Source organism: Mycobacterium colombiense, from assembly GCF_001953985.1.
Lineage (GTDB): Bacteria > Actinomycetota > Actinomycetes > Mycobacteriales > Mycobacteriaceae > Mycobacterium > Mycobacterium colombiense_B.
The window spans coordinates 1-22,417 of the sequence record NZ_MBEI01000018.1 but is presented as its reverse complement, the minus strand read 5'-3'; the positions used below and the strand labels follow the sequence as shown (position 1 = coordinate 22,417).

General features: G+C 68.4%; 18 protein-coding genes. 10 read left to right on the top strand and 8 right to left on the bottom strand.

Features of this window, described 5'->3' with window-relative positions; all coding sequences use genetic code 11:
- From A5732_RS04045 to A5732_RS04035, 3 genes are all read left to right on the top strand, one after another.
- Nucleotides 1-1,260: WS/DGAT/MGAT family O-acyltransferase (locus tag A5732_RS04045; protein WP_076100839.1), on the top strand; the 1,260-nt coding region annotated here is incomplete at its 5' end.
- A 59-nt stretch (nt 1,261-1,319) separates the two neighbouring features.
- Nucleotides 1,320-2,876 carry an alpha/beta hydrolase gene (locus A5732_RS04040; RefSeq protein ID WP_076050965.1) on the top strand — a complete coding sequence of 519 codons (1,557 nt, stop codon included), beginning with the start codon at nt 1,320-1,322 and terminating at the stop codon, nt 2,874-2,876.
- Nucleotides 2,877-3,019: 143 nt separating this feature from the next.
- Nucleotides 3,020-4,588 (top strand): alpha/beta hydrolase, encoded by a 1,569-nt coding sequence (locus A5732_RS04035; RefSeq protein ID WP_142256546.1) that lies wholly within the window; start codon nt 3,020-3,022, stop codon nt 4,586-4,588.
- 87 nt (nt 4,589-4,675) lie between these two features.
- On the opposite strand, the gene A5732_RS27445 is transcribed toward A5732_RS04035, so the two are convergent.
- Nucleotides 4,676-5,044: a hypothetical protein gene (locus A5732_RS27445; RefSeq protein WP_216351565.1), complete on the bottom strand. Its 369-nt coding sequence runs from the start codon at nt 5,042-5,044 to the stop codon at nt 4,676-4,678.
- 186 nt (nt 5,045-5,230) lie between these two features.
- Between A5732_RS27445 and A5732_RS04030 the strand changes: the two genes are divergently transcribed.
- The 6 genes from A5732_RS04030 (at nt 5,231) to A5732_RS04005 (ending at nt 12,214) form a co-directional block, all read left to right on the top strand.
- Entirely contained in the window at nt 5,231-5,602 is a 372-nt protein-coding gene (locus A5732_RS04030) for a DUF732 domain-containing protein (protein ID WP_076100837.1), read from the top strand.
- Between the two features lie 124 nt (nt 5,603-5,726).
- Nucleotides 5,727-7,070 carry a glutamine synthetase family protein gene (locus tag A5732_RS04025; RefSeq protein ID WP_076050963.1) on the top strand — a complete coding sequence of 448 codons (1,344 nt, stop codon included), beginning with the start codon at nt 5,727-5,729 and terminating at the stop codon, nt 7,068-7,070.
- A gap of 50 nt (nt 7,071-7,120) precedes the next feature.
- A complete protein-coding gene (locus tag A5732_RS04020; RefSeq protein ID WP_076100834.1) occupies nt 7,121-10,117 on the top strand; it encodes a bifunctional [glutamine synthetase] adenylyltransferase/[glutamine synthetase]-adenylyl-L-tyrosine phosphorylase in 2,997 nt (998 codons plus the stop codon).
- The gene (locus tag A5732_RS04015) at nt 10,114-10,758 is read left to right on the top strand and encodes a PaaI family thioesterase (RefSeq protein ID WP_076100831.1); all 645 of its coding nucleotides are present in this window, start codon (nt 10,114-10,116) and stop codon (nt 10,756-10,758) included. The genes A5732_RS04020 and A5732_RS04015 overlap by 4 nt, the downstream gene beginning before the upstream one ends.
- Nucleotides 10,755-11,615: a TIGR03619 family F420-dependent LLM class oxidoreductase gene (locus A5732_RS04010; protein WP_076100829.1), complete on the top strand. Its 861-nt coding sequence runs from the start codon at nt 10,755-10,757 to the stop codon at nt 11,613-11,615. Before A5732_RS04015 ends, A5732_RS04010 begins: the two co-directional genes overlap by 4 nt.
- 107 nt (nt 11,616-11,722) lie before the next feature.
- Nucleotides 11,723-12,214 carry a hypothetical protein gene (locus A5732_RS04005; RefSeq protein WP_076050959.1) on the top strand — a complete coding sequence of 164 codons (492 nt, stop codon included), beginning with the start codon at nt 11,723-11,725 and terminating at the stop codon, nt 12,212-12,214.
- A 108-nt stretch (nt 12,215-12,322) separates the two neighbouring features.
- Here the strand turns inward: A5732_RS04005 and A5732_RS04000 are convergent, their stop codons facing one another.
- Both A5732_RS04000 and glnA read right to left on the bottom strand, forming a co-directional pair.
- A complete protein-coding gene (locus A5732_RS04000; protein WP_290439395.1) occupies nt 12,323-15,520 on the bottom strand; it encodes an adenylate/guanylate cyclase domain-containing protein in 3,198 nt (1,065 codons plus the stop codon).
- A 134-nt stretch (nt 15,521-15,654) separates the two neighbouring features.
- Nucleotides 15,655-17,091 carry a type I glutamate--ammonia ligase gene (gene glnA / locus A5732_RS03995; RefSeq protein ID WP_064949989.1) on the bottom strand — a complete coding sequence of 479 codons (1,437 nt, stop codon included), beginning with the start codon at nt 17,089-17,091 and terminating at the stop codon, nt 15,655-15,657.
- Between the two features lie 247 nt (nt 17,092-17,338).
- On the opposite strand from glnA, the gene A5732_RS03990 reads away from it, so the two are divergent.
- Nucleotides 17,339-17,761: an RDD family protein gene (locus tag A5732_RS03990; protein WP_076050966.1), complete on the top strand. Its 423-nt coding sequence runs from the start codon at nt 17,339-17,341 to the stop codon at nt 17,759-17,761.
- Nucleotides 17,762-17,839: 78 nt separating this feature from the next.
- Here A5732_RS03990 and A5732_RS03985 read toward each other — a convergent pair whose 3' ends face one another.
- From A5732_RS03985 to sucB, 5 genes are all read right to left on the bottom strand, one after another.
- Entirely contained in the window at nt 17,840-18,592 is a 753-nt protein-coding gene (locus tag A5732_RS03985) for a DUF4191 domain-containing protein (protein ID WP_076050958.1), read from the bottom strand.
- A gap of 57 nt (nt 18,593-18,649) precedes the next feature.
- Nucleotides 18,650-19,573 (bottom strand): lipoyl synthase, encoded by a 924-nt coding sequence (gene lipA, locus A5732_RS03980; protein WP_076100826.1) that lies wholly within the window; start codon nt 19,571-19,573, stop codon nt 18,650-18,652.
- The gene (gene lipB / locus A5732_RS03975; protein WP_076100823.1) at nt 19,570-20,268 is read right to left on the bottom strand and encodes a lipoyl(octanoyl) transferase LipB; all 699 of its coding nucleotides are present in this window, start codon (nt 20,266-20,268) and stop codon (nt 19,570-19,572) included. The genes lipA and lipB overlap by 4 nt, the downstream gene beginning before the upstream one ends.
- 101 nt (nt 20,269-20,369) lie before the next feature.
- The gene (locus tag A5732_RS03970; RefSeq protein ID WP_076050955.1) at nt 20,370-21,293 is read right to left on the bottom strand and encodes a TIGR01777 family oxidoreductase; all 924 of its coding nucleotides are present in this window, start codon (nt 21,291-21,293) and stop codon (nt 20,370-20,372) included.
- A gap of 15 nt (nt 21,294-21,308) precedes the next feature.
- Nucleotides 21,309-22,417: 2-oxoglutarate dehydrogenase, E2 component, dihydrolipoamide succinyltransferase (gene sucB, locus A5732_RS03965; protein WP_076100820.1), on the bottom strand; the 1,109-nt coding region annotated here is incomplete at its 5' end.

Below are 22,417 nucleotides of genomic sequence, written 5' to 3'. Positions count from 1 at the left end.
GACGCCCTTCCACTACGCATCAAGGCGATCCCGGCGTTCCGCGAAAAACTTGCGAACAGTCCGCTGAATCTCGACCACCCGGTCTGGGTGGACGACGAGAAGTTCAACATCGATCGGCACCTGCACCGCATCGCGGGGCCCGCCCCGGGAGGGCGGGCCGAGCTTTCCGAGATCTGCGGCCACATCGCCGAGCGGCCGCTGGACCGCGGCCGGCCGCTCTGGGAGATGTGGGTCATCGAAGGCGTGGCCGGCACGGACTGCCACCGCGACGGGCGGCTGGCGGTGATGACCAAGGTGCACCACGCCGGCGTCGACGGGGTGACCGGTGCCAACCTGATGTCCAAGTTGTGCGCGACCGAAGCCGACGCCCCCGCCCCGGAGCCGGCCGAAGGCGTCGGTGGCGCCAATGGTTGGCAGATCGCGGCCGGCGGGCTGGTCCGCTTCGCGGCCCGGCCGCTGCACCTGGCCAACGTGGTGCCCGACACCGTCTCGTCGGTGCTTGCCACGGTGCGACGGGCGCGCGAAGGCCTCGCCATGGCCCGTCCTTTCGCGGCGCCCGGAACCGTGTTCAACGCCAGGATCACCGACCGCCGCAACGTCGCCTATGCCGAATTGGATCTCGACGACATCAAAGGGGTGAAGAACCATTTCGGCGTCAAAGTCAACGACGTCGTGATGGCATTGGTTTCGGGTGTGCTTCGCCAATACCTGACGGACCGAAATGAATTGCCGGATTCGTCGCTGGTGGCGTCCGTCCCCGTTTCGGTGCACGGCAAATCCGACCGCCCCGGCCGCAATCAGGTGTCGGCGATGTTTTCCAGTTTGCACACCCAGATCACCGATCCGGTGGAACGGCTGAAAGCCATCGCCCGGGCGAATTCGGTTGCCAAAGAACACAGTTCAGCCATCGGTGCGTCGCTGCTGCAGGATTGGTCGCAATTCGCCGCCCCGGCGGTTTTCGGCATCGCGATGCGGATCTACTCCAGAACCCGATTCACCGCCAGCATGCCGGTGCACAATTTGGTGGTCTCGAACGTGCCGGGACCGCAGGTTCCGCTGTACATGCTGGGCTGCGAGGTCAAATCGATGTATCCGTTGGGGCCGATCTTTCACGGCTCGGGACTCAACATCACCGCGATGTCGCTGCAAGGCAAACTCGACATCGGGCTTGTCGCCTGCCCGGATCTGCTGCCGGACCTGTGGGAGATGGCCGACGACTTCGCGGTGGGGATGGAGGAGCTGCTCGCGCTCGCACGGTAGCTCCGGAGGCGGTGCCGCTAATCGCCGATCTCAGGTTTCCTCTGGCAGCATAGGTTGGCATGGGCCTGTCTCGTCGCGCCAGGATCGCGCGCACGCTGCTGATCTGGACGTCGATGGCTGCCGTCGCATTGCTTCTGGCGGGGTGTGTCCGCGTCGTGGTCGGACGCGCCGTCATGTCCGGGCCGAAGCTCGGCCAGGCGGTGGAGTGGACGCCGTGCCGGGCGGCGAACCCGAAGGTCAAACTCCCGGCCGGCGCGCTGTGCGGCAAACTGGCCGTGCCGGTCGACTACGACCACCTCGACGGCGACGTGGCGACGCTGGCCATGATTCGTTTCCCCGCGACCGGAGACAAGATCGGCTCGCTGGTGATCAACCCCGGCGGGCCGGGGGAGTCGGGCATCGAGGCAGCGCTCGGTGTCGTGCAGTCGTTGCCCAAGAAGGTGCGCGAACGATTCGACCTCGTCGGCTTCGACCCCCGCGGGGTCGGGGCGTCGCGCCCGGCGGTCTGGTGTAACTCCGACGCCGACAACGACCGGCTGCGCACGGAGCCCAACGTCGACTACAGCCCGGCGGGCGTCGCCCACATGGAGGACGAGACCAAGCAGTTCGTCGGCCGCTGCATCGACAAGATGGGCAAGGACTTTTTGGCCAACGTCGGGACCGTCAACGTCGCACGGGATCTCGACGCCATCCGCGCGGCGCTCGGTGATGAGAAGCTGACCTACCTCGGGTACTCCTATGGCACCCGGATCGGGTCGGCGTATGCCGAGGCCTTCCCGCACAACGTGCGCGCGATGATCCTCGACGGCGCCGTCGACCCCAACGCCGATCAGATCGAAGCCGACCTTCGTCAGGCCAAGGGATTCCAGGACGCTTTCAACAACTACGCCGCCGAATGCGCCAAGCAGCCGACCTGCCCGCTGGGCACCGATCCGGCCAAGGCGGTGGACGTCTACCACAGCCTGGTCGACCCGATGGTCGACCCGAACAACCTCATGGTCGGCCATCCGGTCCCGACGAACGACCCACGCGGACTGGGCTACTCGGACGCGATCATCGGCACCATCATGGCGCTCTACTCGCCGAACCTGTGGCATCACCTGACCGACGGCCTCTCCGAACTCGTCGACCACCACGGCGACACCCTGCTCGCCCTGGCCGACATGTACATGCGCCGCGACTCGCACGGCCACTACAGCAACGCCACCGACGCGCGGGTCGCGGTCAACTGTGTGGACCAGCCGCCGATCACCGACCGCGCCAAGGTGGTTGACGAAGACCGCCGTTCCCGCGAGGTCGCACCGTTCATGAGCTACGGACAGTTCACCGGCAATGCCCCGCTGGGCACCTGCGCGTTCTGGCCGGTGCCGCCAACGAGCAAGCCGCACACCATTTCCGCGCCCGGCCTGGCGCCCACGGTGGTGGTGTCGACGACCCACGACCCGGCCACCCCGTACAAGGCCGGCGTCGATCTGGCCAACGAGCTGCGCAGCTCGCTGCTCACCTACGACGGCACCCAGCACACCGTGGTCTTCCAGGGCGACGGCTGCATCGACAACTACATCACGGCGTATCTGGTCAGCGGGTCCATCCCGCCCGACGGCGCCAAGTGCTGACGCAGCCGGCACGCTGACGCCGAACGTGTACTCACGGCGAGATTTTCGTCGATTCTTCGCCGTGGTTGCACGCTCGGCGAGGATGACGGCTGAGACCAAGGCGTAACCGTTTCGCGCTGTCACGGGTACCCGGGGCTGCAACGATGACAGCCATGTCGCGCCTGAGATCCCTGAGCTCGGCGCTGTTTTCATTCGGGCTGCTGCTCGGTGGTCCCTGCGTCCTCGCGCCGCCCGCGGCCGTCGCCACGCCGGAGCCCGGCGCCGGGCAGACGCCGGCTCCCAATCCGCCATCGGCCGCGGTCCCGCAGGGTTGGGGAAGCTGCGGCCAATTCGTCGATGACACAAGCGAAGTCCCCACCGCACAGTGCACCACCGTGTCGGTGCCGATCGACTACAACAACCCCGGCGGCGGGCAGGCCAAGCTGGCGGTGATCCGGATACCCGCGACGGGACAACGGGTCGGATCGCTTCTGGTCAACCCCGGCGGCCCCGGCGGTTCGGCGGTCGACATGGTGGCCGCGATGGCCTCGAACCTGCAGGACTCTCCGGTCCGGCGCAACTTCGATCTGGTCGGCTTCGATCCCCGGGGCGTCGGTCACTCGACGCCTGCGCTGCGCTGCCGCACCGACGCCGAGTTCGACGCATACCGGCGTGAGCCGATGGTCGACTACAGCCCGGGCGGAGTGGCACATATCGAGCAGCTCTACCGGCAGCTGGCCCAGCAGTGCGTCAGCCGGATGGGCGCGGCGTTTTTGGCCAACACCGGCACCGCCTCGGTCGCCCGAGACATGGATGCCGTCCGCCAGGCACTGGGCGACGACCAGATCAACTACCTGGGCTACAGCTATGGCACCGAGCTGGGCACCGCGTACCTGGAGAAGTTCAGCAACCACGTGCGCACGATGGTGCTCGACGGCGCGATCGACCCGACCGTCGGGCCGATCGACGAGAACGTCAACCAAATGGCGGGATTCCAAACCGCTTTCAACGACTACGCCACCGACTGCGCCCGCTCGGCGGGCTGCCCGCTGGGCACCGACCCGGCTCAATTCGTCAACCGGTACCACGCGCTGGTCGACCCGTTGGCGACCAAGCCGGGCCGCACCGCGGACCCGCGCGGCCTGAGCTACGCCGACGCGACCACCGGCACCATCAACGCGCTCTACACGCCGGCGCACTGGAAGTATCTGACCAGCGGCCTGCTCGGCCTGGCGCGCGGCACCGACGCCGGCGACCTGCTGTTGCTCGCCGACGACTACGACGGGCGAGACAAGAACGGGCACTACGCCAACGACCAGGATGCGTTCAACGCGATCCGCTGCGTCGACGCGCCGAATCCGACGGACCAGGCCAGCTGGGTGAGTGCCGATCAGCGCATCCGCCAGGCCGCGCCGTTCCTCAGCTACGGGCAGTTCACCGGAAACGCTCCCCGCGATTTGTGCGCGCTGTGGCCGGTGCCGGCGACGTCGGCGCCGCACGCCGCGCCGCCCATGGCCGCGGGCAAGGTCGTCGTCGTCTCCACCACGCACGATCCGGCCACGCCGTATCAGGCCGGCGTGAACCTGGCCCGCCAGCTCGGCGGCCCGCTGATCACCTACGACGGGACTCAGCACACCGCGGTGTTCAACGGCCACCAATGCGTGGACGACGCCGTCGTCCGCTATCTGGTCGCCGGCACGCCGCCGCCGGCCGCCTACCGCTGCCAGTCCTGACCAGCGCCCGGAACGCCCGCCCGCCGCCCGTTATGTCCCAAACGGTCGGCGCGAGCATGTCAGAGCTTTTCCCGCACGGCGTTTGGCTCACGGTGAGAGCTGGACATGGCCCCGCGGCGGAGGCGGCGGTGGAAGCTCGGGCGGAGGCGGCGGTGCCGGCGGCGGCCCGTCCTGTTGTGGTGTGGGTCCTGGTTGCCGCGGCGGGGAGAGCGGTTGTTGCTCACGAGGTGGTGGCGGGGCCACAACGGGTGGTTCGAGCGGCTTGACCGTCGGCGGTGGCGGGATCTGGGGCGGATCGGGTGTGAGCTCGCCTACCGGAGCGGGCCCGATCAGCGCGGCAAGCACGCTGTCCGGTGCGCCGGATGCCCGAGGCACCGGCAGCTGCGCAGAGCCGGCCACGGTCGGGGCCGTGCTTATCAAGGCGGCGATCGCCGCATACGCAGCCGGCGCGGTCATGCGCCGATGCCGCCGTCGCGCCACGCCGCTCAACTGCGGGTTCGCGCGAAAGCGCTGTGGTGATTCACGATGCCAACCGGTTACGATGTCGATCATCGCAGGCGCCGGCCGCCTCCGCTGTTACCGCTCGGTATCCATTAGGTGAGAGCGGCCGGGCAGGTGACACAAAGAAGCGAAAATTCTGCCGTGCGCATTCGAATCGCCCGCTCCGCCGAGGCTCTGGTCAACACTTCGATGCTGCTTGCCGCCGCAGTCATCTGCGCGGGCGGCGCGGCGGCCGACCCGGATCAGGACGCGCAGTTCGTGGCGCTGCTCGCACAAAAACAGATTCCGGCGACCGACAACGTGCCGGGCCTGGTGTACCGGGCCCGTCAGATTTGCGGGGAACTCGATCACGGCTCCTCGGTCCAGGCCGCCGTGGACGAGGAGGTAAACACGGCGTACAGGGAAAACCCGTCCCTGCGGATAGTCTCCGACCGCGTCACCCGCACCGCGGTCAAATTCGTTGCGGCATCGGTGGACGTCTACTGCCCAGGCCATCAAGGCGAGCTGCCCTAGCGGCCGACTGCGTGCGTCTGCACGCACGGCTCCCCGGCACGTGGCGTCGCGCCGCAATGTGGGCAATGGTTCTGAGCGGGCATCGGTAACACAGAATTAACAGCAGTTGCATACTGTTCGGGTTATGGATCGACAGAAGGAATTCGTCCTCCGCACCCTCGAGGAACGAGACATCCGCTTCGTTCGGCTGTGGTTTACCGATGTGCTCGGTTTCCTCAAGTCGGTCGCCATCGCCCCGGCGGAGCTCGAGGGCGCCTTCGAGGAGGGCATCGGCTTCGACGGCTCCTCGATCGAGGGCTTCTCGCGGGTCTCGGAATCCGACACCGTGGCCAACCCCGACCCGTCCACCTTCCAGGTGCTGCCGTGGGCCTCGCCCAACAACGGCCACCACCACTCGGCGCGGATGTTCTGCGACATCACCATGCCGGACGGATCGCCGTCCTGGGCGGACCCGCGGCACGTGCTGCGCCGCCAGCTGCAGAAGGCAAACGACCTGGGCTTCTCCTGCTACGTGCACCCCGAGATCGAATTCTTCCTGCTCAAGCCCGGCCCCGACGACGGCACGCCGCCGGTCCCCGTCGACAACGCCGGCTACTTCGACCAGGCCGTCCACGACTCGGCTTCCAACTTCCGCCGGCACGCGATCGAAGCGCTGGAATTCATGGGCATCTCGGTCGAGTTCAGCCACCACGAGGGCGCGCCCGGTCAGCAGGAGATCGACCTGCGCTTCGCCGACGCGCTGTCGATGGCCGACAACGTGATGACCTTCCGCTACGTCATCAAGGAGGTCGCGATCGAGAACGGCGCCCGCGCGAGCTTCATGCCCAAGCCGTTCGGGCAGCACCCCGGCTCCGCCATGCACACGCACATGAGCCTGTTCGAGGGCGACGTCAACGCGTTCCACAGCCCCGACGATCCGCTGCAGCTCTCCGACGTGGGCAAGTCCTTCATCGCCGGGATCCTCGAGCACGCCTCGGAGATCAGCGCCGTCACCAACCAATGGGTCAACTCCTACAAGCGACTGGTCGGCGGCGGAGAGGCGCCCACCGCCGCGTCGTGGGGTGCGGCCAACCGGTCCGCGCTGGTGCGGGTGCCCATGTACACGCCGCACAAGACGTCGTCGCGGCGCGTCGAGGTGCGCAGCCCCGACTCGGCGTGCAACCCGTACCTGACCTTCGCCGTGCTGCTGGCCGCCGGGCTGCGCGGGGTGGAGAAGGGCTACGTGCTGGGGCCGCAGGCCGAGGACAACGTGTGGGACCTGACCGCCGAGGAACGCATCGCGATGGGCTACCGCGAGCTGCCGACGAGCCTGGACAGCGCGCTGCGCGCCATGGAATCCTCCGAGCTGGTCGCGGAAACCTTGGGGGAGCACGTCTTTGACTTCTTCCTCCGCAACAAGCGCACGGAATGGGCCAACTACCGCAGCCACGTCACCCCATACGAGCTGAACACCTACCTGTCGCTCTGATCCCGATCGGGCGCCGATCAGGCTGAACGCCGGCGGCTTGCGCTACGGTCGTGGACGTGACCAAACCCGCGACGCAGCGCCCCAGGCTGCCCAGCGTCGGCCGGCTCGGGTTGGTCGATCCGCAAGCGGCCGAACGCATGGCGCAGCTGGGTTGGTACGACCACGACGACCAGGCCCACGTCGACCTGCTCTGGTCGCTGTCGCGCGCGGCTGATCCCGACGCCGCGCTGCTCGCCCTGGTCCGGCTGTCCGAGAACCCCGGCGCCGGGTGGGATCAGCTCAACGCCGCCCTGTTGACCGAACGCCCGCTGCGCGGCCGGCTGTTCGGCGTGCTCGGCTCGTCGCTGGCCCTGGGCGATCACCTGATCGCCCAGCCGGAGTCCTGGAAACTCTTGCGCGGCAACGTCACACTGCCCACCCACGACCGGCTGTGCGACATGTTCACCGAATGCGTCGACGAGGCGCTGGCGGAGCCCGGTTCGGCGATGGTGCGCCTTCGCACGCTGTACCGCGACCGGCTGCTGGTGCTGGCCGCGCTGGATCTGGCGGCGACGGTCGAGGACGAACCGGTGGTCCCGTTCACCGTGGTGGCGGCCCACCTGTCCGACTTGGCGGACGCCGCGCTGGCCGCGGCGCTGCGGGTGGCCGAGAACAGCGTGTGCGGCGACCGGCCGCCGCCGCGGCTGGCGGTCATCGCGATGGGCAAATGCGGTGCCCGCGAACTGAACTACGTCAGCGACGTCGACGTCATCTTCGTCGGCGAGCAGGCCGACCCGGTGACCACCCGGGTGGCCGGCGAGATGATGCGGCTGGCCTCCGAGGCCTTCTTCCAGGTGGATGCGGGGCTGCGGGGGGGGGGGCGCAGCGGGGAACTGGTCCGCACCGTCGAGTCGCACATCGCCTACTACCAGCGCTGGGCGAAGACCTGGGAGTTCCAGGCGCTGCTGAAAGCCCGTGCGGCGGTGGGCGACGCGGAGCTCGGCCAGCGCTACCTGGACGCGCTGATGCCGATGGTCTGGGTCGCTTGCGAGCGTGAGGATTTCGTGGTCGAGGTGCAGGCGATGCGGCGCCGGGTCGAGCAGCTGGTGCCCGCCGAGGTCCGCGGCCGCGAGATCAAGCTCGGCAGCGGCGGATTGCGCGACGTGGAATTCGCCGTGCAGCTCCTGCAGCTGGTGCACGGCCGCGGCGACGACTCGCTGCACGTGGCGTCGACGGTGGACGCGCTGGCCGCGCTGGGCCAGGGCGGCTACATCGGCCGCGAGGACGCGGCCAACCTGACCGCCTCCTACGAGTTCCTCCGGCTGCTTGAGCACCGGTTGCAGCTGCAGCGGCTCAAGCGCACCCACCTGCTGCCCGAGGCCGACGACGAGGAGGCGGTGCGCTGGCTGGCGCGGGCCGCCCACATCCGGCCGGACGGGCGCCACGACGCGGCCGGGGTATTGCGCGAGGAGTTGCGGCACCAGAACCTGCGGGTCTCGCAGCTGCACGCCAAGCTCTTCTATCAGCCGCTGCTGGAGTCGATCGGCCCGCCGGGGCTGGAGATCGCCCGCGGCATGACCCCCGAAGCCGCCGAGCGTCAGCTGGCGGCGCTGGGCTACGAGGGTCCGCAGTCCGCGCTGAAGCACATGTCGGCCCTGGTCAACCTGAGCGGTCGGCGCGGCCGGGTGCAGTCGGTGCTGCTGCCGCGGCTGCTGAACTGGATGTCGTACACGCCCGACCCCGACGGCGGGCTGCTGGCCTACCGGCGGCTGTCCGAGGCGCTGTCGGGGGAAAGCTGGTACCTGGCCACGCTGCGCGACAAGCCCGCCGTGGCCCGCCGGCTGATGCACGTGCTGGGCACCTCGGCGTACGTGCCGGACCTGCTGATGCGCGCACCGCGGGTGATCCAGGACTACGGCGACGGGCCGTCCGGCCCCAGGCTGCTCGAAACCGACCCCGCCTCGGTGGCCCGCGCGCTGGTCGCCTCGGCCGGCCGCTACTCCGACCCGGTGCGCGCGATCGCCGGGGCGCGCACGCTGCGGCGGCGCGAGCTGGCCCGCATCGCGTCCGCCGACCTGCTCGGCATGCTCGAGGTCACCGACGTGTGCGCGGCGCTGACCTCGGTGTGGGTGGCGGTGCTGCAGGCCGCGCTGGACGCGATGATCCGGGCCAACCTGCCCGGGGACGGCCCCAACAAAGGAAAAGCGCCGGCCGCGATCGCGGTCATCGGGATGGGCCGGCTGGGCGGCGCCGAATTGGGTTACGGTTCCGACGCCGACGTGATGTTCGTCTGCGAACCCGCGCCCGGCGTCGAGGATTCCGCCGCGGTGCGCTGGGCGACGGGTGTCGCCGAACAGATTCGGGCGCTGCTGGGGACGCCCAGCGTCGACCCGCCGCTGCAGGTCGACGCCAACTTGCGGCCCGAGGGCCGCAACGGTCCGCTGGTGCGCACCCTCGCGTCCTATGCCGCCTACTACGAGCAGTGGGCGCAGCCGTGGGAGATCCAGGCGCTGCTGCGCGCGCACTCGGTTGCGGGCGACGCGGAGCTGGGGCAGCGGTTCCTGCTGATGGCCGACAAGACGCGGTATCCGGCCAACGGGGTGTCCGCCGAGGCGATGCAGGAGATAAGGCGGATCAAGGCCCGCGTCGACTCCGAGCGGCTGCCGCGCGGCGCGGACCCCAACACGCACACCAAGCTGGGCCGCGGGGGGCTGGCCGACGTCGAATGGACTGTGCAGCTGCTGCAACTGCGGCACGCGCACGAGATTCCCGCGCTGCACAACACCTCCACGCTGCAGTGCCTGGACGCGATCGCCGCGGCCGACCTGGTGCCCGCCGACGAGGTCGAGCTGCTGCGGCAGGCCTGGCTGACCGCCACCCGGGCCCGCAACGCGCTGGTGCTGGTCCGCGGGAAGCCCACCGACCAGCTGCCCGGGCCGGGGCGCCAGCTCAACGCGGTCGCGGTGGCCGCGGGCTGGCCGACCGATGAGGGCGGGGAGTTCCTGGATAACTATCTGCGGGTAACGCGACGAGCAAAAGCGGTGGTGCGCAAGGTGTTTGGAAGTTGAGTCAGGAGGCCGGCGCGTTGGACGCCATATTCGAGGTGCTCAGCGCGGCGGAGGCCGATCGCGTGACCGCGCTGTACGCTCCGCTGGCCGATGCGGTCCGCGAGCTCGTCGACGCCACCATCCGGACCGAGGTCGACGACGACGTCGTCGCCGAGGCCAAGCGCGCGATCGAGGCCGTCACCGCGTCGTTGCGGCAACGCACCCGCCCGCTCGGGGTGAGCTACCGCGTCAACGGCCGCCCGCTGCCGCTGGGCAACGCCGCGATCGGCGTGTGCAACCCCATCGCCCCGCCGATCGTCGTGCACCACGAGGGCGACGGGCGCTGCTGGAGCGAGTTCACCCTCGGCTCCGCCTACGAGGGTCCGCCCAAGCTGGTGCACGGCGGCGTCAGCGCCCTGGTGCTCGACCACATGCTCGGCGAAGCGGCCAGCGAGGGGCTGTCCAAGGCGCGCTTCACCGGCACCATCACCGTGAAATACCTGCGCGGCACCCCGCTGGGCCCGCTCCGCTGCGAGGCCTGGGTCGACGGCAAGGAGGGCCGCAAAGTCTTTGCGCGCGGCACCATTTCGGATGCCGCGGGCGTCACCGTCGAGGCCGACGGCGTCTTCATCGAGCCGGCCTGGGCGCAGGAGGCGCAGTGAAGTTCTACATCAGCAGCGCCTTCCTGAACACCCGCGAGATCATCGAGCTCGCCAAGGCGGCCGACGAACTCGGCTACGACGGCATCGGCATCCCCGACCACGTCGTCAACCTGGAGACCCTGGACACCCCGTACCCGTACACCAAAGACGGGGAACGGCGCTGGCAGCCCTTCACCGACTGGCCCGATCCCTGGGTGCTCGTCGGTGCGCTGGCTCAGGTCACCACGCGATTGCGGTTCGTCAACACCGTCTACATCCCCGCAATGCGCAACCCGTACTCGGCGGCCAAAGCCATTGGCACCGCGGCCGTTCTGGCGTCCGGACGGGTGGAGCTGGGCATCGGCGTGGGGTGGTGCCGCGAGGAATTCGCTCTGATGGGCGAGCAATTCGAGGCCCGCGGGAAGCGCACCGACGAAATCATCGACTTGATGCGGGCGCTGTGGTCGCCGGGCTGGACCGAGTTCGACGGCCGGTTCTACCAAGCGCCGCGGCTGGAGATGCAACCCACTCCGCCACCGATACCGGTGTATGTCGGTGGGCTGTCCGACATCGCGCTGCGCCGCGCCGCCCGCAACGACGGCTGGATCGGCGATTTGATCAAGTCCGAGCGGGCCATCGAGGCGGTCGGCCGACTGCGGGAGATGCGCGCCGAAAACGGTTTGACCATGGACGATTTCACCATCCTGACACCGCTGACCGACGCGTTCACCACCGCCGACTACCAACGCGTCGAGGACGCCGGCATCACCGGCATCATCACCATGCCGTGGATGTTCTACGCCGGCCCCGATGCCAGCCTGGACGACAAGATCGACGGCATGCAGCGCTTCCGCAAGGACCTCGCGCTCGACGGCTAGACGACACCTAATTCGGCGCCGGGGGGCACCTAACCGGCGGCGAAGGCACGCCGGCGGTACTCGCCATCGCTTATGTTTCGGGAACCCTTGCCCCGAACGGAGTCCAGATGCGTCCCACTAGTTGCGTTGCGGCCGCGGCCGTCGCAGTGGTGACGGCAGCGTGCGGTGGTTCACCGTATGCGGGCATCTCGACGACAACCGGTGGGAACCACACCGACACGGCCACGACCATCGCGTCGCAGCCCACGACCGCCGTCGCCGTCGCGTATTTGCGGTCGCTGATCCCGACGCCGGCGACCACGCACAGAACCGACGGCCCCGATCCCATTCATGACGGTGGCATCCGTTCGCACTTCTTCGTCAACGGCCCTCCGGCCGACGTGATGAGCGCCTACAAGGCCGCGCTGTTGAGCATGAACTGGACGCTGATCGTCGACAGCGCCGGGGGCGGGCCGGGCGGCGGCGGGGCCACCTATACCGCCAGAAATGGCAACGCTTTCGGGGTCTTCAAAGGAGGGGCCTTCGGCAGCGCGACGGACATCGACGCCTGCGCGTGGCCGTCAGCGCCCCCCGACAAGGACTGCGCTCGCCGCGGATAACAGCCGAGGCAGCAAAATGCGAAACCACCCGCGCGGCGATCTCCACGCGGGTGGTTTCGTGAACCGGCCTAGACGTCGGACCACTCCCGCGGTCATCAGCAATGGCTGTCATGGCATCGCCTCGCCCCATGCCATATGCCCTTCGAAACCGCACGATGCCGCCATCGTGCGGTAGCGGTCCCGGTAGTCGCGATAAGCTGCGACGTCGCCGTGTGCTTGTGCCAGCAGGGCGCGTAGCCGCAGTACCCAGATGTCAATCATGACAAATCCGGATTCGGTTGGCGTAGAAGATAAACGGTCGATCATCGTTTCGGCTTCACGGATATCGGCGTCGCCGCTCCTCATCAGTAGCACAGTCACGAGCGCGGAAATCGCGGCCCCGCGTAGCACCATTTCGCCGGAAGAGACCAGATCCTCAACGGTCGCGCGACCAATTGCGATGGCGCCGTTGAGGTCCCCGGCTTCGGCCGTCAAGAGTGTCCTGCCGATGTCGACAATCGATACGCCGAGCAGGTTGCGCTGCCGCAATTGGGCCGCTCGGCCCTCGGTGATGAGCTCTATACCGGCACCGCGATCCGTTGGTGCGGCGCGCATCAGGACAAGGCCGCGAGCCACCTGAGCGAGCGCCAATGCCACTGCATCGCCGGACTTTTCGGCATGCCGGAGCACATCATCGGTCTCGGCCAGCGATGCGGCATCCGGCACCAGCAGTCCGTTCGTGACGGAGAGCGAGTAGCCGTAGGTGATCACGATGACAATTGCCGCATCAGCAAGCTCTCGCTGTATCGCGATAGCGCGTCTCAGATCTGCGCGCCAAGCGCGATCGCCGAGACACGCTCGGGCCAGAGCACGGTAGAGCAACGCCACCGCCAGGGGAGATCCCAATCCCCACCTCGCAATGTTGCCCTTGACGGCGTCGTCGGCCAGCAGATCGGTCACGGTCTGCGCCACGCGAAGCGATTCGCCCGCCTCACCGGCGTGCAACTTGGCGAACATCGGTGCCGACATCACCACAAACATGCTCATCGGATCGTCGACCGAATCGAACAGGGCTATCTGTTCAGAAGCCAACCGTGCGGACTCGTTGTGGCGGTTGGCCATCGTCAACGACAACGTGGCACCCGATAGGCCGGCTGCCAGCAAGGGTCGGTTACCGGATGCGGTGCACAGTGTTCGAAGTTCGTCGAATGTGTTCTCGTCAACGCCGCTGCCCACTCGCCATGCGGTCTGGCACAACATCGCTCTGGGGTAACTGCGCAATGCCACACGATCGGGAAGATCGGATGGGAGCATGTCGGCCACCTGGCGAGCGCGGTCCCAATTGCGCCGCGCCGCAGCGACGTCGCGCCCCATCAGCCAGGCGCCCGCCCGCATGCGCCATGCGTACGCGGCGGACAGGTCGCCAGCGGCTTCCCGGTGCTCGGCGATCAACGCGGCGTTATCGTCAGCCGATCCCGGATCCTGCTTCTCCATCACCGTGGCCAACCGGCGATGCAGCTCGGCTCGGTCGGACTTCAGCTGCGACTCGTAGGCGACCGCGCGTATCAGCGGGTGCCGAAACGCGTATTCGGTGCGCGCACCGGCCATCACCTGCTCGATCAGCTCCGCCTCGATCAGCGAAGTCACCTCGGGGTCGTCGACCAGGCTGACCAACAAGGCTGCATCAGGCCGGGAGCCGATCACCGCCGCGGCATTCAGGGTCCTTTTCGCCTGGGGCGCAAGCCGATCGATGCGAGAGGCCAGAGTGGCCTGCAAGGTCGCGGGCACCCGGACACCGGCCACATCCCTGGCGCACCGGTAGCTTCCCCGGCTGCCGTCGAGAACACCGCGTTCCGCCAGGTCCCGCACCATCTCCTCAACGAAAAACGGATTTCCAGAGGCGTTTTCGGTGACCAGGGTGCTGACGTCGGAAACCGACTGGTCGTGCCCGAGTAGCTCGGCTACCAACGCTGAGGTCTCGGAATCACTCAGCGGCGCAAGAGCAAAGACCTGGGAGCCGTCGATGTTGGTCAAAGCGCCGCGGTATTCGGGGCGGTAGGTGACAAGCGCCAACGAGGCGGTTTGGGGGATCACCGCGAGGAAGTCGGCCAGCATGGACTCACTGGCCTCGTCGATCCAGTGCACGTCCTCGATGACGTAGATCGCCTTAGTCCGACGAGACAAAACGATGCCGTGGATAAGTGCGGTCAACCTTCGGCGTCGGGCATCGGGGTCGATGCCGGGCAGCGTCTCGTCGGGAGCGGCGATACCGAGCAGGTCGTCCAAGAGCAGCAGGTCCTGCCGGTCGGCGGCGGGAATTTGTGAACGTATTCGTGTGCGGGCCGCGCTGTCGTCGAGGTCCCGTATGCCCGTCACCGACCGCAGCAGCCGCGACACCACTTGGAACGAGACCTCGCTGGTGTGCGATTCGCAGTAAGCCCGCCACACTTCGACTCCGCCTGTCCTGGCCGACGCGGTGATCTCCTGCACCAGTCGGCTCTTGCCGATTCCCGCGGGCCCGGCCACCGCGAGCACACCGCCACGCCCGCCGGCGGCTCGAGCCAATAAGCCTTCAGCAGCGGCGATCTCCCACTGCCGGCCAACAAGACTCGACGCCGTGCCTGCGACCGGTTCATCACGGCCCGGCACGGCGATTAATCGACGGGCCTGGATGGGCTGATCGTTGCCCTTGATCTGGACCAGCTCCGGCTCGCCGAGGACCGCAGCACGTTCGACTAATCGCGCGGTGGATGCGCTGAGCATCACACCGTTCGGCGGCGCCACGGACTCCATCCGCTGCGCCATGCCCACCTGGTCTCCGATTGCGGTGTAACCCAAAGCGGCCGAACCGATCTCGCCAGCGATCACCTGACCCGAGTTCAGTCCCACCCGCAATTGCAGCTCGACAGCGTCGCGCTCGCTGACCTTGCCGGCGAGTCGGCTCATCGCCTGCTGGATGTCGAGCGCCGCCAGACATGCGCGTACGGCGTGATCCTCCAACGCCGCCGGCGCACCGAACAACGCCATAAACCCGTCACCGGTGAACTTGTCCAACGTGCCGCCGTAGCGCTGGACGACTGCAGAAGCCAGGTCGACCAGTTCGGCCATGATTTCGCGCAGGCGCTCCGCGCCCACGGTCGCGGCGATATCCATCGAATGAACCACGTCGGCGAACAACACCGTTACTTGCTTGTACTCAGCCGATCGGTCCACGCGTATGACCGGCCTACCGCACTCGTGACAGAACTTGGAGTTCGGCGACAGCTCGGTTCCGCACGACTCACACGGCCCCGCCGCCTGTCGCGCGCCGCGAATCCGGTCACCCACGTCGATATCGTGTCACCGCCGGTCTACGGTGTCCGCAATATCGCGGCGCCGATATTCAGTCGAAGGCGGCCTCAACGCCCGCAAAATGAAACCACCCGCGCGGCAATCGCCACGCGGGTGGTTTCGTCAACCGACTAAACGTCGTAGTACAGCGCGAATTCGTAAGGGTGCGGCCGGATCTGGACCGGCAGGATCTCGTTTTCGCGCTTGAAGTTGATCCACGTCTCGATGAGGTCGGGCGTGAAAACGCCGCCCTCGGTGAGGTATTCGTGGTCTTCTTCGAGCCGGTCGATCACCGCGGACAGCTGCGTGGGTGCCTGCGGGATGTTGGCGGCCTCTTCCGGCGGGAGCTCGTAGAGGTCCTTGTCGACCGGCGCCTGCGGCTCGATCTTGTTCTTGATGCCGTCCAGGCCGGCCATCAGCATGGCCGAGAACGCCAGGTACGGGTTGCCCGACGAGTCGGGGCAACGGAACTCGAGCCGCTTGGCCTTCGGGTTGCTGCCGGTGATCGGGATGCGGACACACGCCGACCGGTTGCGCTGGCTGTAGACCAGGTTGATCGGCGCCTCGTAGCCGGGCACCAGGCGCTTGTAGGAGTTCACCGTGGGGTTGGTGAACGCCAGCAGCGACGGCGCGTGATGCAGCAGGCCGCCGATGTAGTGGCGGGCGGTGTCCGACAGGCCGGCATACCCGGTCTCGTCGTACATCAGCGGGCTGCCGTCCTTCCACAGCGACTGGTGACAGTGCATGCCGGAGCCGTTGTCGCCGAACAGCGGCTTGGGCATGAACGTAACGGTCTTGCCGTTCTGCCAGGCCGTGTTCTTGACGATGTACTTGTAGAGCATCATGTCGTCGGCCGCGTGCAGCAGCGTGTTGAACTTGTAGTTGATCTCGGCCTGGCCGCCGGTGCCGACCTCGTGGTGGCCCTTCTCCAGGCTGAAGCCGGCCGTGATCAGGTTGGACAGCATCTTGTCGCGCAGGTCGACGTAGTGGTCGACGGGGGCGACGGGGAAGTAGCCACCCTTGGGCCGCACCTTGTAGCCGCGGTTCGGGCTGCCGTCGAGCTCGTTCGGCGAGCCGGTGTTCCACCAGCCCGCGATCGCGTCGATCTCGTAGAACGAGCCGTTGGTGCGCGAGTCGAAGCTCACCGAGTCGAAGATGTAGAACTCGGCCTCGGCGCCGAAGTAGGCGGTGTCGGCCACGCCGGTGCTGATCAGGTAGTTCTCGGCCTTGCGGGCGATGTTGCGCGGGTCGCGCGAGTACGGCTCGAGGGTGAACGGGTCGTGCACGAAGAAGTTGAGGTTCAGCGTCTTGGCTTCGCGGAACAGGTCGATCTGCGCGGTCGCGGGATCGGGGAGGAGCAGCATGTCGGATTCGTGAATGGACTGGAATCCGCGAATCGACGAGCCGTCGAAGGCTAACCCGTCCTCAAAAACGCTCTCGTCGAAAAACGAAATCGGAATTGTGAAGTGCTGCATGATGCCGGGCAGGTCACAGAACCGGACGTCGACAAATTCGACGTTTTCGTCCTTGGCGAGTTTGAAGACGTCGTCGGGCGTCGTTTCCGTCACAGAATGCTCCTTTACTTGGTGAGATCCGCGGCCTGACGCTATGGAGCAGATGTTGCCCGTCAGTCAACCCGATGTTGCGCGCACGTTACGTGACCATGCCACACGCTAAAAGTGGCCGCTTGGGCGGCGGGTTCTATTGTGGGGCCATGGATCGCAAGATCGTATCTTTTCCGGTGGCCGCGCGCACCGTCCGCCCTCCTTACCAGGCGGTCCCCGCCGATTATTCGGACCGCGGTCCGCGCCGATGATGGCGGCGGAATCACCATCCGCATACCCCGGGGAGAAGCTCGGATTTCCGCAGAGCGGGCCGGGATCGCTGGCGCCGATGGGGCGCCGGCTGGGCGCGCTGATGATCGACTGGCTGATCTCGTACGGTCTGGCGGCGCTGGCCATGCGCTTCGGCTGGTTGTCCCAGCCGGCGCTGGCCACCGCCGTCCTGGTGATCTGGTTCGTTCTGGGCGTGGTGTTTTTGCGACTGTTCGGGTTCACCCCCGGCCAGCTGGCCCTGCGCCTGCAGGTGGTGACGGTTGACGGCCGCGGCCCGGTCGGCCTGGGCCGGGCGGTGGTGCGCGGCGTGCTGGTCGGCACGGTGGTGCCGGCGTTGTTCACCGACTTCGACGGCCGCGGGATGCAGGATCGGCTGACCGCGACGGCCGTGGTGCGACGCTGAATCGATGGCGGCGACCCGCTGCGCCGGGCTTGCGATCGCGACTGAATCGATGGCGGCAAAGCCCGCGCTGAAGGTGCGCTACTTGCGGCGCACGGTGCGCTGGACACCGCGCATCTTGCCCGAGTTGGGCAGCGGTCCCTTGGGCATGACTGCGGCCCCGGCCCGTGACCCCAGCGCGGCCAGCCGCGACTCCAGGGTGTCCATCTGCTTGACGGTGATGTTGGCCGGCAGCTTGGTCAGGTGGCGCTCCAGCTTGGCCAGCGACACCTCGTCCTCGCCGTTGCCCACGATGATGTCGTAGATCGGCACGTCCCCGATCAGGCGCGCGGTGCGCTTCTTCTCCTGCGCCAGCAGCGGCCGCACCCGGGTCGCCGCCCCCTCGCCGACCAGGATGACGCCCGGCCGGCCGATCACCCGGTGCACGGCGTCGAAGTGGCCGGTCGCGGCCACCCCGGGGGTGACCCGCCACTTGCCGCGCAGGTTGTCCAAAGCCCATGCGGCCGCGCCGGTTTGGCCCTCGGCCTTGCTGTACACCGACTTCTGGGCGCGTCGGCCGAACACGATGAAGGCAACCAGCCCGCCCAGCACCACCCCGAGCGGGATCAGCGTGATCATCGTCAGCCCGCCGGCCCAGATGCCGACCCCCACCGAGATGCCCACGATCAGCAGGAAGGCGCCGATCATGTAGGGCAGGAGGCGCTTGTCCTCCTGGCGCTGAATCTTGAACGCCTGCCACAACTGGGTGCGCCGCTCCCGCGCGGCGGCCTTGCGGGCGGCCTGCGCCTGCGCTCGGGCGGCCTTGTTCTCAGCGGCGGTGCGGGGTTTAGCCATAGTCAAAGAATACGTAGGGTCGCGACGGGCAGGCGCCGCCACCGTGCCGCGGCGTCGTCAGGCGCGGCTGCGGGCGGCCTGCTCGTAGAGCCGTCCCGCGCGATACGACGAGCGCACCAGCGGTCCGGCCAGCACCCCGGCGAAACCCAGCTGTTCGGCGTGCTGCGCGAACTCGACGAATTCCTCCGGCTTCACCCACCGCTCGACGGGGTGGTGACGCGCCGACGGGCGCAGGTACTGGGTGATGGTGATGATGTCGCAGCCGGCGTCGCGCAGGTCGGCCAGGGCGGTCCGCACCTCCTCGGGGGTCTCGCCCATGCCGAGAATGAGGTTGCTCTTGGTGACCAGCCCGAAGTCGCGCGCCGCGGTCAGCACGTCGAGGCTGCGCCGGTAGGTGAAGGCGGGCCGGATCCGCTTGAAGATCCGCGGCACGGTTTCGACGTTGTGCGCCAACACTTCCGGGCGCGACTCGAACACCTCGGCCAGCCGGGCGGGTTCGCCGTTGAAGTCGGGGATCAACAGCTCGACGCCGGTCGACGGGTTGAGTTCCTTGATGGCGCGCACCGTCTCGGCGTACAGCCAGGCACCGCCGTCGGGCAGGTCGTCGCGGGCCACCCCGGTGACCGTGGCGTAGCGCAGTCCCATCGTGCGCACGCTGTCGGCGACCCGCCGGGGCTCGTCGCGATCCAGTTCGGCGGGCTTCCCGGTGTCGATCTGGCAGAAGTCGCAGCGGCGGGTGCACTGGTCGCCGCCGATCAGGAAGGTGGCCTCGCGGTCCTCCCAGCATTCGAAGATGTTGGGGCAGCCGGCCTCCTCGCAGACCGTGTGCAGCCCCTCGCGCCGGACCAGGCTCTTGAGCTGGGTGTACTCCGGACCCATCCGGGCCCGCACCCTGATCCATGGCGGTTTGCGCTCGATCGGGGTCTCGGCGTTGCGCACTTCCAGGCGCAGCAGCTTGCGTCCTTCGGGTGCGACAGTCACATCGCTGATGCTACGCGGGCGGCGGGGTGTTCACGGACCGGCAGCACGCCGTCCAGGGCGTCGCAGACGGCGTCGCCGACCGCAGTCTGGACGTCCTCGACCGACACCCGGCGGCGCAGCTCGGCCGACAGCGACGTCACCCCGGCGTCGCTGATGCCGCACGGCACGATTGCGTTGAAGGCGTCCAGGTCGCAGTCGCAATTGAGGGCGAACCCGTGCAGGGTGGTCGAGCGCGACACCCGGACGCCGATCGCGGCGACCTTGCGGTCGGGCCGGCCCTCGCCGCCGGGCACCCACACCCCGGACCGGCCCGGTACCCGGACCGCGTCCACGCCCAGGTCGGCGCAGACCTTGATCAGCGCCTCTTCCAGGCGCCGCACGTAGTTGACCACGTCGAGCGGTTCGGCCAGGCCGATGATCGGATACCCGACCAACTGGCCGGGACCGTGCCAGGTGATCTTGCCGCCGCGGTCGGTGTCGACGACGGGAGTGCCGTCCACCGGCCGTTCGTGCGGTTCGGTGCGCCGCCCCGCCGTGTAGACCGCGGGGTGCTCGAGCAGCAGCAGCGTGTCGCTGCCGCCGGCCACCCGGGCGTCGGCCAGATTGCGTTGCTGCTGCCAGGCCACGCGGTAGTCGACGACGCCGAGCGGGCGGACGTCGATCAGGGCCTGGCTGGACCGGATGGAATCGATCACGTTCGCGACGGTACTCGGCCCGGGCCGGCCGGGTGAGGCCGCGGCCTATTCCGTCGCGTGGCGACCCGCTGCGCCCGGCTACGCCGCGCTGGCGATCGCCACTAGTCGTGGTCGCGCCTGGCGTTGGCGTAGGCGAGCGCCTCGCCAATGGTGTTGTGGTGGAAGACGAAACCGGCACGCTCGAGCGCGGACGGGATGGCGCGCTGGCCCGTCAGCAGGCCCTCTTCGGCGAACTCGCCCAGCGCGGCCCGGATGGCGAAGCCGGGCACCATCAACGGCGTCGGGCGGTTGACCGCCCGCCCGAAGGCCGTGGTGAATTCGGCATTGGTGACCGGCGCGGGCCCGGTCATGTTCACCGGGCCGGACAGCTCGGGGTCGAAGATCGCGAACAGCAGCGCGCGCACTTCGTCTTCCAGCGTGATCCACGACATGTATTGCCGCCCGCCACCCAACCGGGCGCCGAGCCCGGTGCGGAACAACGGCCGCAACCGGCCCAGCGCGCCACCGGCGGGGGAGAACACCAGACCGGTGCGGGCCAGCACCACCCGGGCGCCGCCGTACTGGGCGGGCAGCGTGGCGGCTTCCCAGTCTTCGCACAGCCGGGCCAGGAAACCCGTTCCGGCGCGGTCGGTTTCATCGACCACGCGGTCCTTGGTGTTGCCGTAGAAGCCCACCGCGCTGGCGTTGACCATGGTCGCCACGCCCGCGTCGGCGACGGCATGCGCCAGCACCTCGGTGGGGGCGATGCGGCTGTCGCGCAGGCTCTGCTTAAAGGCGCCCGACCACCGCCGCTTGCCGATGTTGACGCCGCACAGGTTGACGACGGCGTCGACGTCGACGAGCGTGTCGGGATCGAGATCACCGGTCTCGGGATTCCAGTGCAGCTCATCGGCGTTCGCCGGGGCCCGGCGCACGATGCGCAGCACCCGGTGGTCGGCCGCGCGCAGGGCCGCCGCCAGGGCGGAACCGATCAGACCGGACGAACCCGCAATCGCGACGACGGAATTCTGACCAGCGCGAGCCACGTTCGCTTGCCTTCTTTACAGGCCGAGGTCGGCCTCGAAGGCTCCCTCTTCCAGCCGGTGCTTGATGGTGGTCAGGAAGCGCCCGGCGTCCGCGCCGTCGATCAGCCGGTGGTCATAGGTCAGCGGCAGGTAGCAGATCGAGCGGACGCCGATCGATTCGTTGCCGCTGTCGTCGACCACCACCCGCGGCCGCTTGACGATCGCGCCGGTGCCCAGCATGGCGGCCTGCGGCGGAACCAGGATCGGGGTGTCGAACAGCGCACCCTGGCTGCCGATGTTGGTGATCGTGAACGTGCCGCCGGACAGTTCGTCGGGTTTCAGGTTGCCCGACCGGGCGCGCGCGGCGATGTCGGCGATCGCCCTGGCCAGCCCGGCCAGGGACAGGTCACCCGCGTTGTGCACGACGGGGGAGAGCAGGCCCTGCTCGGTGTCCACCGCGAAGCCGAGGTGCTCGGCGTCGTAGTAGGTGATCTCCTTGGTGTCCTCGTTGTAGCTCGCGTTGACGTTGGGGTGGATCTTCAGCGCGTCGATCACCGCGCGGGCGATGAACGGCAGGAACGTCAGGTTCACCCCCTCGCGCTCGGCGAACGCCGCCTTGGCCCTGGCCCGCAACCCGACCAGCCTGGTCATGTCGACCTCGTGGGTCTGCGTGAGTTGGGCTGTGGCCTGCAGGGATTCGCGGGTCTTGTTCGCGGTGATCTGACGGATCCGGCTGGCCTTCTGGGTGGTGCCCCGCAGGTGCGCCAGCGCGGGAGCCGGGGTGGGCGCGGCGGCGGCCTTGGGGGCGGCGGCCGCGGGGGCCGGCGCGGCGGCGGGCGCCTTGGCGGCCTGTTGCTTCTGCTCGGCGGCGGCCAGCACGTCTTGCTTGCGGATGCGCCCGCCCACGCCGGTGCCCGTGATCGAGTTCAGGTCGATGTTGTTTTCGGCGGCCAGCTTTCGCACCAGCGGCGTCACGTACGGCGCGCCGTCGACGCCCGGGCCGGCCGGCTGGGCCTGCGCCGGTTGGGCTTTCGGCTCCGGCGCGGGCTTGGGCTGCGGCGCGGGCCTGGGCTGCGGCGTGGGTTCGGCCTTGGGCTGCGCCTGCGGCTGGGGCGCCGGTTCCGGCGTGGGCTCGGGCTTGGGCG

Coding starts and splice junctions, on each gene's coding strand:
- A5732_RS04035 (WP_142256546.1), top strand. CDS start 3,020: ATGACAGCCATGTCGCGCCTGAGATCCCTGAGCTCGGCGCTGTTTTCA.
- A5732_RS03990 (WP_076050966.1), top strand. CDS start 17,339: ATGGCGGCGGAATCACCATCCGCATACCCCGGGGAGAAGCTCGGATTT.
- A5732_RS03985 (WP_076050958.1), bottom strand. CDS start 18,592: ATGGCTAAACCCCGCACCGCCGCTGAGAACAAGGCCGCCCGAGCGCAG.
- A5732_RS27445 (WP_216351565.1), bottom strand. CDS start 5,044: ATGACCGCGCCGGCTGCGTATGCGGCGATCGCCGCCTTGATAAGCACG.
- A5732_RS04040 (WP_076050965.1), top strand. CDS start 1,320: ATGGGCCTGTCTCGTCGCGCCAGGATCGCGCGCACGCTGCTGATCTGG.
- A5732_RS04005 (WP_076050959.1), top strand. CDS start 11,723: ATGCGTCCCACTAGTTGCGTTGCGGCCGCGGCCGTCGCAGTGGTGACG.
- A5732_RS04025 (WP_076050963.1), top strand. CDS start 5,727: ATGGATCGACAGAAGGAATTCGTCCTCCGCACCCTCGAGGAACGAGAC.